Below are 12,048 nucleotides of genomic sequence, written 5' to 3'. Positions count from 1 at the left end.
TAGTAAAAATTTCATATACTTTATTTAATGATACTGATATTTACCATTACGTATAATTATACTATATTAAATAATCAAAAATATAAAAAAAGAATTCTCTTTTTTTTGACATATTATGCAGTTTATATATATTTATATGCTTTGTATTTTCAAAATTCTATGTAGATACATATTTTATCACATCAATTCATCTAAACTTAATGGGATTTTGTACTCCCATTAAGTTTAGATGAATTATCCAGGGACATGCGGCTGTTATCTGCACCTTTAGTAGGTGGAGTATTACAGCCACTAGTCATCGGATAAAAATAATGAGCATTAACACATAATATTTATGTAATAATGCTCATTGGTTAATACCCCAGTGGAGTAATTTATGTATATTTTTAATTTCTGTCCTTAATTCGCCTCTGGGGTGAATTAAATCTCCGTCAACGCCTTAAACACCTCAACATATTTAGAAGCTTTCCTGTAAAATACAGCCGGTTTACCAAGTGGTACATCAACTTCTATCTCTCCACCCCTATATACATCACCAGTCCACAGATGCACCCATTCATCTTCTGGAAGATATACCTTCCAGACAGCTTTACCTGGTTCATAAACTGGTGCCACTAATATATCTCTTCCATATAAATATTCATATTTAATATCATAAGCCCTTTTATCCTGTTCATAATGCATAAATAGAGGTCTTTGTACAGGCACTCCAGTTTCTGAATTCTCCTTTACCAGAGCTTTAGTGTATGGTTTTAAAGTAGTATATATTCTGCTCATCTTTGCAAAATGCTGCAGCGTTTCCTTATCTGAATCGAACTGCCAGTTATCCTTTGGTCTATTGCCTTCGTGAGTTCTCATTATTGCAGTAAAGGTAGCCATTTCAGCCCATCTCATAAATAATTCTTTTGTTCTCTTCATTTCAAATAGAGTAGTATAGCCTCCAATATCACTGTGATGAAGTCCCCATCCTGTCATTCCTAGGGATAATGCTGCTGGAATTACAGAAGCTAGTCCATCATCCAAACTCCAATCCACATTTTGATCCCCTGCCCACATCATTGTGCAGTATTTTTGACTTCCTGTATAACCTGCTCTCATGAAGAATGTAACATCCTGAAGCTTTCCTGCCTCTTCTACTGCTTCTCTATTTATCTTCGCCCATATAGCAGGCCATGCATTATGCATTATTTCAGCACTGACTCCATTGTTTAAAATAACATCTGTTGGCAGATATTCACCAAAATCAGCCATCCATCCAGAAAGTCCAAAATCAATCATTTCTTTTTTGATTACACCCTTATACCATTCACAGGCTTCAGGTATGGTAAAATCCACTACTCCTGCATAAAACTCTCCAAATTCCACCAAGTAATCTTCATTATTATTATTCTTAGCTAAATATCCTCTTTTACTGGCTTCCTTAAATAAATCACCTTCTACAGCAATATAAGGATTTATATAACCTAAAAATCTTATTCCTCTTTCTCTAAGTTCCTTTATTTTCACATCCAGCTTTGGGTATAATTCTTTATTCCACTGCCAGTTCCACATAAGCCGCTTTCCAAAGGAGGTCATTCTTATTCCTTCCCAATCCTGAGCCCATATACCGCCTACTTTTAGTCCCTTTTGTAGAGCATTTTCCAATTTATTTAATACTACTTCTGTTCCGCCTTGAATACCAAGCCATACACCCTCATAAACCCATTCAGGAAGTTCTGGCTGTTTTCCAAGGAGTCCGGTTAATTTTCCCACTAATTTCACATAGGTTTCCCCTGTTTCGAAAATCAATTTCTCTGGCACACCCCATATTTGCAGTTCATGAAACTCCTCATGACTAAAATCAAAATCCATATAGACGCTGCTGTCTACATGGCAATAGTATTTTCTGCTGGATACAAAGGTAGGCTGTGGGAAAAATGTAGTATAATAATCCCCTCCAGCATTGCCACGTTCATCAGCCTTAAAAGTTATATAAGTATTTTTATTTCTCCCAACACCTTGCTCAGAAGTCCACAGCGGATAATTCTTTCCTCTTAAATCAAAATCTGAAAATTGTTCTCCACATCCATATATATGTTCTTCCTTCTCAGCATCTATCCTCAGCCAAAGCCTATTTAGTTTATCAGGATTTTCTAAAAATTTAACTACTGTTCTTTCATCTTCTACTGTAAATAAAACCTTTAAAGAATTAAGTCCTCTTTTAGAAAAAGTAACTATTACTCCATCAACATTCTTATAGACTTCAAAATCATCAAGAGCTACCTTTTCTATTAAATAGTCTTTTATTTTAAAATTACCACGAAACATATCATAGGTGGCCTCTCCCTTTCCTGCATATATCCATGGTCTTTCAAGAGTATGAGTAATTATTTTCTTACCATTAACCAGTATACTAAATCCATTTTCTATCTTAATAAACTCCATTTATTGAATCTCCTAATCATTTTGAAATCTTATCTCAATATTCTCACCAATTATTCCAGCATAGGCTCCTTTTTCAATAAGAAGTTTTCTTTCCGGATGAGCTAAAAGCCATTTATTTTTTGCAAATAAAAGTATATCTCTGTTATGTTTTAATGTAGCTTCTCTTAAAGGCTCATTAGTTCCTTTAATTAATATCACTATACATTTAAAGCCATCCTTTGAAGTTTTGCAAGGGCCAAAATGTAATGTAGTTTCATATAGCTGTATTGCTGTACTCTTTTTAACAAAGAAAGCTTCAACCTTGCTGGAATCATATTTATTATTATTTACATCTTTTAATTGCCCAAGGAGCAGCACCATATCCGTAACAGCCACATTTATCTCGCTGCCCTTATGATATTCAAGACCATTTAAAGTTGAATTACTTCCATTACAATAACCTATTTCTATAGGTATTTCACCATAGAATTCATTTTCTAATTCTTCTCTTATTTTTGTATTTTCCATTTCACTAACTGAAGCTATATAAATATTTCCTTCAGAGGGTATTTGTGTCTTTTCCTCCATATATTTAGTTAACTCATTAAAATCATAATCATCTATTATTTCCCCATATCTAGTAAAGGCTTTATCCTGAATATCTTTAATATTTATACGGTTATTTGTCTCTATCAATTGTTTTAAATCCATTATTATTTTCCCCCATGTATCAATAAATATTACTTAGCAGAAGCTTGTACTCATCCTACTAAATTTACATGAATACCTAGTTTCTGAAGTTGCTCATCTCCACTTTTTGATAAACAGAATTCTTGGCATCAGGTGGAGTTTTTGTTTATGACCTCTGATGGTTAGAAGTCGTTATCCAGGGACGTAGCCACTCTTTACTCCCAATTTGAAGAAGGTGGGAGTATTAGGGTGGGTAGTCATCGGATAAACAGAATTTACAGCAGCTAATTATAGGACAAACTGATAACCACCTGCTAAAAGAGTGGTGGTTATAGTAATTTTCAAAACATAAAATGGGTTGAAACTCATATAATTGATATTCCAACACAAAATGCAAACAAACATTATTGAATATTTTATTAATGTTTGAAACTTTTATTATTAATACTTTAAAACTTTAATGCCTAATAAACTACACATAGTCTTAATCTCTTCCGTCACATCACCATAGGCAACCACAAAATGAGGCTCCCAGCCATCTCTAACAAATTCTGCTATCTTTTCAGCAGCCTTTCCTCCTTCTGGTCTTACGGTTACAGAAGTACCAAAAAACTTTTGTGGCTCTTCTAAAGCTTCTCCTTTAAAAATAAACATGCGAAAACCATCTCTATCTTTTCCAAGTCTTAATACAGTAACTCCACCGCTTTTAAGACCAAACTCCATAGTTGGTCCAATCTTACGATTTGGATGAACACCTAGTTTAGAGCCTTCTTTATCATTTGCAAGAGTGCTTGCCCCAGCTCCGCAGTGCCAGTAAACTATGCTGTCACATTTTTCGTCCACTGCTACCGGATCACCAAAATAGGTTGCCTCCCCACTAAAACCGGCACCAATAAACATACTTATCACACCGCCAATATCTGTTTCACAGGAAGCGGCAATACCGTTATCATTTAACATGGAGAGTACAGCACAAACCGGCGCTCCAAAGCCTGTAAAAAAATCTGGCCAGCAGCGGGATGCCACTGCACCGGCTCCTGTTTCTTCTATAAAGTCTTCATAGGATCTGCGCAGTCTAGCATATTTTTGCAAATTTTCCTCTGGCATTTTATCATAGCCTTCTGTACGAGACTTTAGCTCGTCTAAAGCTTTAGCAATTTCCTCATTACTATAAGTAGAAGCCTTATTCATTATACTTGCAGCCTCTGTCCTCACAATTCTAGTGCCAAAGGTACCTGATAGTTTAGCCTCATCTATATTACCGAAGCCAAAACCCTGTGGCTGTGAACCTATTACTCCTATAACTAGATTCCTTAATTTTTTAGTCATTTCCACTGCACTGCCAATTTTACGCAATTTCGTAATAACAGTCTCTTCCTCTGGATTTCCAAAAACAAATTCATGCTGATGCCCCTGCATACGTATGCTGTTACCAGCAGAAAATGCTCCCGTTAAAGAGTTAAGCTTTAAGCGTCCTCCATCAATAGAAGGCTCCCTTACAGCCCAAACAACTATAGGACAATTAAAACGTCGAGTTAGTTCAGTAACAAACTCCCCCCCTACAAAGGTACTGCATTGATAGATAATTAAATCCTGCTGCGGCAGAGTATCTGCGAATTCGCTCAGCATTTCTGGAGAAGTAAGCAGCTCTTCTGGTATACTTATATTATTGAAGATTCCCTTCAACATATCACAGGATTTTTTAAAATTCTCCTCAGCACTGGGCATAAAAAAGGTAGTACGAGCAAGTGAGAAAAATGCTATTTTTATATTCATACGTAAACATCTCCCGTTGTAAATATCTAATGTTCAAGGCATTAAGCCCCTTGACATAGCTGATTTTGTATGGTCATAATACAAAACTTTAAATAAGTTTTTTCAATTCTAATGAAAATGAAAACTTACTTTGAGATTAATACGTCTTATTGCTTGATGTAATATTCCAACTCAAAGCCTCAGATTAACAGTATGGATGTTTTAGACCATACAACCAGATTTTTTACTTATAACTTCTTTTGCCGCCTTAACTATATGTTCTTTTGTCATTCCATACTTTTCTAATAGATAAGGAGTAAAGCCAACCTCTCCAAAATGATCTTTTATTCCTATTGTCTTAACAGGTACAGGATTTTCTTCTATTAATACCTCCGCTACGGCACTTCTAAGTCCTCCAATTATATTGTGATTTTCACAGGTTACTACTGCCCCTGTCTTTTGTGCAGATTTTATTACAGCTTCTCTGTCTATTGGCTTAATGGTGTGTATATTTATTACTTCAGCATTTATATTTTCCTGTCTTAATATTTTTTCTGCTTCAATAGCTTCCTTCACCATTATTCCTGTGGCAAAGATACTTACATCTGCTCCTTCTTTAATTAGATCTGCTTTAAATAGATCAAATTCATAGTTTTCATCAAATACTACAGGAGCAACTTTTCTAAACATTCTTATATATACAGGTCCCTCATAATTAATTATTTTAGGTAATGCTTTTTCAAGCTGAACAGCATCTACTACTTCATAAATTACTATATTGGGAATACTTCTCAAAACTCCAATATCCTCAAAACTCATGTGTGTACCACCATTTAGTTCTGCTGCAATCCCCGGGTCTGTTCCAAGTATTTTTACATTTCTATTTGCATAGCAAACTGATATTGTTATCTGATCACATATTCTCCTGCTGGCAAAAGGAGTAAATGTACCTATAAAGGGAATCATTCCGTAAGCTGCCATGCCAGCAGCTACTGAAGTCATATTCTGCTCTGCTATACCAATATCAAAGGCTCTTTCAGGATACTTTTCTCTCAGCGAAATAGTTCCGTTAGCTTTGGCTAAATCTGCATCTAATACTACTATCCTATCATCCTTCTCCATTATTTTATCCAAAGTATTTCCAAGTACCTGTCTTACTTCCACATCTTCATACATATAAATTCCCCTCCTAATTTAGCTCCTGAAGCGCTTTTATTTTATCCTCTTCACCAAAAGGCATATTGTGATTAGCTGCCCCTTTGTCCTCTACAAAGGAAACACCTTTACCTTTTATTGTATTTAAGATAATCATTGTAGGTTTTTTCATAGATTTTTTTCCTTCTATAACAGCAGTATCTATTTCTTTTACATCATGACCATCAGCTACATTAATAACATTCCATCCAAAGGCTTTCCATTTATCCTGTAAAGAGTCCAGATTATTTATATCCTTTACCTCACCGTCTATCTGCAATTTATTGTAATCAGTGAAGGCAATTAAATTGTTCAATTTTAATTGTGAAGCAAGCATAGCTGCTTCCCAGATCTGCCCTTCCTGACTCTCTCCATCTCCAACCACAGCATAAATATATGCACTGTCTTTCTTTATTTTTGAAGCCTTTGCCATACCCACTGCACAGGATAGGCCCTGACCTAAAGATCCTGTTGTCATATCAATACCAGGAGTTCTCAGCATGTCACAATGGCTTGGCAAATTAGTCCCAGGCTGATTTAAAGTATGAAGTTCTTCTAGTGGAAAGTAGCCTTTATCTGCAAGAATGGAATATAGTGTTGGACCTGCATGTCCCTTTGATAACACAAATCTGTCTCTGGCTTCTTTTTTGGGATTACCTGGATCAATATTCATATGTTTATAGTATAGAACAACCAGCACATCCACTATAGATAGAGAACCACCAATATGTCCAATTCCCAAAGTACCAATTTCATCTACAGTAAGTCTTCTTATATGTTTACTTTTTTCTATTAAAAAGTTATTTTCACTCTCATTCATATTACAAACCTCCAAAAATTTCACTTAAAACTTCTAAACATCTCAATCAAATCTTTTTTTTCCATTTTCACCGGATTATTTAATAAATTAGGATGAATACTAAGTTCTGCAAGTGTCTCAACCTCTTCATCCCTTATTCCTGCATCCTGTAAACTTACTTTCATGTTCATTGAAAACTTTAGTTCTTTAATTCTGTCTGCCATATCATTGGCATCCTTAAAACCCAATTGTTTGGCAAAATCATTCACTCTGCCATCTTCAGCCTCAGCATTTATCCTGGTAAAATAATCTAAGGTAAAGGCACAGGCTTCTCCATGGGGCAGTTTGTATATATTAGTCAGTGGAAAAGAACAGGCATGGGAACCTGTGGTCTTTGGAAGGCCAAAAGCAAGTCCTGCAATTAAACTGGCCTCACTCATCTTTTCTCTTGCTTCTATATCTTCACCATTTATATAAGCCTTTTCTAAATATTTAAAAACCAAAGAAGCTGCATGCAGTGCCAAAGCATCGCAAATTGGCTGATGATCCTTACTCCAAAAACCTTCAAGGGCATGGGATAACACATCAAGGCCTGTAGAGGCTGTTATCTGTTTTGGCACAGTTAAAGTTAATGTGGGATCCACAATGGCATATTCAGGATAAAAATTTTCACTGGCAAGAGGTGCTTTCCTCCCAATATGAGGATTAGTAAGCACGGAAACCGCTGTAACCTCACTTCCCGTTCCAGAGGTAGTTGGTACAGCTATAAGTGGAATATGTTCTTTTCCAAACTTCTTTTCCTGATTATGATAAAGCACTATAGAATCCTCAGTTTTACATAGACTTGCCGCTGCTTTGGCACAGTCTATAGGACTTCCTCCTCCAAGAGCTAATACAAATCCAATGTTATTCTTTCTTATAACATCTGCACAATTATCTACATTATCTACTGTAGGGTTTGGTACAATATTAGAAAAAATTTTAGTTATTAATCCTTTAGAATAGTCTAAAATCTTTTCTGCTGCTCCATTTTCAGCAAAGCTGGGACCACACACTAGAAGTCCATTTTTATAATTTAAATCTTTAAGAATGTTGTATAGATCTTTAACCTTATCAATTCCAAATATTATCTTTACAGGCTGTTTATAAAACCAATCCATAATCTCTTATTGCATAATGAGTATCTAACAATCTCATTATACTTCCTTTCTTCAGAATTATTTCTCCTTGTTAATCCTTAAAATACTACTTATCGAACTTAAGTCGATATTAATTCTTATTTTCTGAATCATTGCTTTAATATACAAGATTAAATAACACTTAACTATAGCTTCTCTTCTATTCCCTTAACTTCTTTATAGGCATTTTTCAAAAATTCCTGTCTCCATTCTTCAAGTCCCTCTGTAAATTCAGTATTTAAAAAGCTATCTACTATATCTAAACCAAGTTCCGGAGCTATTATCCAACCGCCCAGTGTAAGTACATTGGCATTATTTATTGCACGAGATTTCTTAGCTCCATAGACACTTTCCACTACAGCTGCATAAACTCCCTTATGCTTATTGGCAACTATGGACATTCCCATACCTGTGCCGCAAATTAATATACCCTTTTCAAATTCTTTATCTTGAATAGCTTTAGCAACTATAGGAGCAACTTTAAAATATGGAAGTGGTTCGTTGATGTCTTTTGTACCCACATCTGAAACCTGGTAACCTATAGAACTTAAATGCTCCTTTATAGCTTCCTTAAGAGTGAAACCTGATTTGTCAGAACCAATTATTATTTTCATAAATAAACCCTCCAATTTTTTATACTTTATTTTTGGTTAAATCTTTCACCTTGGCGCACCGCGGCAATCTTTCACTTTTTCACCTCGTGAGCCTGATGAAAAGCTTTCACTGGTTAATGAGTAAAACTCACTTTCAGCTAAAAAATTAGCTTTTGACTGCCCCGCTTGTAATACCGGATATAATTCTTCTTTGAAAAATTAATACCATAACTATAACTGGAACTGTTATTATAATAGATGCTGCTGATATCTGACCCCAAGGTACGTTGTATTCTCCCTGAAGCATAATTATACCTACTGGTACAGTTCTCATATCTCCATTTGTAGCAAAAATGAGTCCAAATAGGAATTCATTCCATGCTGTTATAAAAACCATTATAAAAGTAGTAAATATTCCAGGTGTGACAAGGGGCATTATTATTTTTAAAAATATTATGAAAGGCGATGCTCCATCAATTTTTACAGATTCATCTACCTCTTTAGGTATATCCTTGAAAAAAGCTTGAAGATTCCAAATGGCAAGAGGAAGAGCAAAGGTAATATAGGGAAGTATTAATCCCCAATAGGTATTAAGTAAGGATATTTTTTTAAACATTACGAATAGTGGACTAACCAAAGCTATTCCAGGGAAAATCGATACTGAAAGCACGAAAGCCAATATAAAATTTTTACCCTTTATATTAAGCCTTGCTACTGCATAAGAACAAAATAGACCTATAACTAAGCTTATTACCGTTGTAGCCATAGAAACTATAAAACTATTTAACATATAATTTAAAAACTTGGTTTGAGTAAAAATGTATATATAATTTTCCAGATGTATTCCATTTGGAAGTAAACTCATATCCGAACTGTTTAATTGTGCAGAACTTCTAATAGATATGATAAATTGCCAGTAAACCGGAAAAAGCAATACTATAATTACCAAAGCTACTAATATTGTAAAAAATATCTTATTTCTGATTTTAGTATTCATCTTTAATCCTCCCCGTACTTTTAATCTTCATTTTTAGAACCCAAAAGTTTAAGATAAGCTAAACATAATATAAATATTAAGACAAAGGATAACATTGCAACTGCTGAACCATAACCAATATCCAAATTATTAAATAGCTGTTTATATGCATACATTATAATGGATACCGTTGAGTTTCCAGGACCTCCCGCAGTCATTCCATATATGGTATCAAATATTCTAAGAGCTCCGATAATCCTAAAGAGCAATACAACAATGACTACATTCTTTATGTAAGGTAAAGTTATTCTCCAAAATTTTCCAAAATAGCTGGCTCCGTCTACATCGGCTGCTTCATAAAGTTCTTCCGGAACAATCTGAAGTCCTGCCAAAAGCATTAAAGCCATAAATGGCAACTGTTTCCAAACGTCAGCTATTATTACAGCCCACATAGCATATCCCTTGGTTCCAAGCCATACTATTGGAGTTTTAATTATATGCAGATTCATAAGTATTTCATTTATTACACCTAATTTATCATTGAACATAAATTGCCACATCAAAGCAACTATAATACCTGGTATAGCCCAAGGAATAAGTATGGAAGTTCTCACTATTCCTTTCCCTCTAAAATTGCTATTCATAATAAGTGCCAGCACAAACCCTAAAGCCAGCTCAATTATTACTGAAAAAAAAGTAAAATAAAAAGTATTCCATAAACTCTGCCAAATAACCGGATCTGCAAGCATTTTTATATAATTTTTTGCTCCGATAAATTTGGTTGCATCTGGATTCTGAAGCTGCATATCAAAGAAACTGTTCCAAAAGGTTTTTATTATAGGATATACTGCAATGAGAATTATTATAATCAATGCTGGTGCTACCATTAAATATCCCAATCTTTTTTCAGAATAATCCTTTTTATGTCTATTTTTTTTATTATTAGTAATATCAGGAGTAACTGTAGTTTCAACATTTTCTGTTAATTGACTCATTCTATAATTCCTCCATATTATTTTTTTAGAGACTATACCAAAGTTGTGTTATCTATCTTTATATTATCAATAAATCAAATCATTAAGACTTTGTTTTTTATACCTAAATTAGATAAATTATCTATATGAAATTTTAGTATAGTCTCTTTAATTTTTTATTTTTTATTTATTACTTATTATGTCATTCAATTCCTTTGCAGCCTCTTTCACTGCACTATCTACAGGAACTTCACCAGTAACTGCTTTATGCAAATTAACCTGCAGTGCATCTGATATCTTTGCATAATATGGAGAAATCGGTCTTGGTTTTGCAACCTTTAATATAGGTAATAAGTCTTTATATTGTGGGGACTTAGCTAATACATCATTATCAGAATACAAACTTTCCCTTGTAGACATGTATGAACCTTCAATAGCATTTATCTTCTGTCCTTCTTCACTTGTAACAAACTGAATAAATTTCCAAGCCTCTTCAGGATGCTTTGAATTCTTGTTTATACCAAGATTCCATCCACCTAAAGTAGCTCCTGCTTCAGTTCCGTCTGGGCCCATTGGCATAGGTACTATGCCTACCTTTCCTTTAACTGCTGATCCGTCTGCATTTACACTTGTATAATTAAGTGGCCAGTTTCTCATAAATAAAGTCTTTCCCTGTACAAATTGATCTGTACAATCCTGTGGCTTATATGTAACTACACCTTTAGGTGCAACATTCTCATCTATAAGACTTTTCATTATTTTTATTCCAGCAATTGACTTAGGTGAATCAATTACAACCTTTCCTTTACTGTCAAGAATATTTCCTCCATTACCAAATATAAATTCAGCAGCATTACAAACTATTGCTTCATTTTGAAATGCCTGAAATAATATTCCCTGAGTTATACCATTTTTACCTATGTTATCTTTACTTATCTTTATTAAGTCATCCCAGGTTTTTGGAGGTGTAGGAATTAAATCTTTTCTATAAAACAATACTCCTGCATCTGTAGAGAATGGAACTCCATAAATATTATCCTTATATTTTACAGAAGCAATATTTCCAGGGAAAAACCCCTTTTGCTCATCTTTAGTAAAATATTTATCTAGTGGAAGAAGCCAACCTGCAGATGAAAATTCGCTTGCCCATACTACATCCATTGTAACTACGTCTATGCTGTCATCTCCTGTAGATAATGCAGTTGTATAAACATTATGCTGTTCTGTTGAAGTTGAAGGTAAATTCTCAATTTTAACTTTTATATTAGGATATTTCTTTTCAAAGGCTTCAACTATTTTTGCAGCAGCAGGAGTTGCATCCTGACCTCTCTTCCAAACTATAGTAACTGGTTGATTTGGATCTGATTTTTCACTGGAACTCTGTTGTCCACAACCTGCTAGCAGTGTACTAACTCCCAATATACCTGCTAATAAAGAGATGATTATTTTTCTTTTTTTCATATTTATCCCCCTAAATTTATTTATT

10 protein-coding genes are annotated in these 12,048 nt (G+C 34.3%); all 10 read right to left on the bottom strand.

The annotated features are described in order from the left end of the window. Window positions 1-420 precede the first annotated feature (420 nt). Window positions 421-2,424 carry an alpha-glucosidase gene (locus CLOPA_RS04520; RefSeq protein WP_015614294.1) on the bottom strand — a complete coding sequence of 668 codons (2,004 nt, stop codon included), beginning with the start codon at window positions 2,422-2,424 and terminating at the stop codon, window positions 421-423. Between the two features lie 12 nt (window positions 2,425-2,436). Then, a complete protein-coding gene (locus CLOPA_RS04515) occupies window positions 2,437-3,114 on the bottom strand; it encodes a DUF4867 family protein (protein WP_015614293.1) in 678 nt (225 codons plus the stop codon). Between the two features lie 420 nt (window positions 3,115-3,534). Beyond that, window positions 3,535-4,869: an L-fucose/L-arabinose isomerase family protein gene (locus CLOPA_RS04510; protein WP_015614292.1), complete on the bottom strand. Its 1,335-nt coding sequence runs from the start codon at window positions 4,867-4,869 to the stop codon at window positions 3,535-3,537. 201 nt (window positions 4,870-5,070) lie between these two features. Next, a complete protein-coding gene (locus CLOPA_RS04505) occupies window positions 5,071-6,024 on the bottom strand; it encodes a transketolase family protein (RefSeq protein ID WP_015614291.1) in 954 nt (317 codons plus the stop codon). A gap of 13 nt (window positions 6,025-6,037) precedes the next feature. Beyond that, window positions 6,038-6,862, bottom strand: a complete 825-nt coding sequence (locus CLOPA_RS04500; protein ID WP_015614290.1) for a transketolase — start codon at window positions 6,860-6,862, stop codon at window positions 6,038-6,040. 20 nt (window positions 6,863-6,882) lie between these two features. Further along, on the bottom strand, window positions 6,883-8,001 hold the full coding sequence (locus tag CLOPA_RS04495) for an iron-containing alcohol dehydrogenase family protein (RefSeq protein WP_015614289.1): 1,119 nt from the start codon (window positions 7,999-8,001) through the stop codon (window positions 6,883-6,885). 164 nt (window positions 8,002-8,165) lie between these two features. Beyond that, entirely contained in the window at window positions 8,166-8,633 is a 468-nt protein-coding gene (locus CLOPA_RS04490; RefSeq protein ID WP_015614288.1) for an RpiB/LacA/LacB family sugar-phosphate isomerase, read from the bottom strand. A gap of 145 nt (window positions 8,634-8,778) precedes the next feature. After that, window positions 8,779-9,609 carry a carbohydrate ABC transporter permease gene (locus CLOPA_RS04485; protein ID WP_015614287.1) on the bottom strand — a complete coding sequence of 277 codons (831 nt, stop codon included), beginning with the start codon at window positions 9,607-9,609 and terminating at the stop codon, window positions 8,779-8,781. Between the two features lie 20 nt (window positions 9,610-9,629). Beyond that, window positions 9,630-10,583, bottom strand: a complete 954-nt coding sequence (locus CLOPA_RS04480) for a carbohydrate ABC transporter permease (protein WP_015614286.1) — start codon at window positions 10,581-10,583, stop codon at window positions 9,630-9,632. 162 nt (window positions 10,584-10,745) lie between these two features. Next, entirely contained in the window at window positions 10,746-12,023 is a 1,278-nt protein-coding gene (locus CLOPA_RS04475; RefSeq protein WP_015614285.1) for an ABC transporter substrate-binding protein, read from the bottom strand. Window positions 12,024-12,048: the final 25 nt, after the last annotated feature.

The organism is Clostridium pasteurianum BC1 (assembly GCF_000389635.1).
In the GTDB taxonomy this organism is placed as follows: domain Bacteria; phylum Bacillota; class Clostridia; order Clostridiales; family Clostridiaceae; genus Clostridium_I; species Clostridium_I pasteurianum_A.
This window is presented reverse-complemented; position numbering and strand designations above follow the sequence as displayed.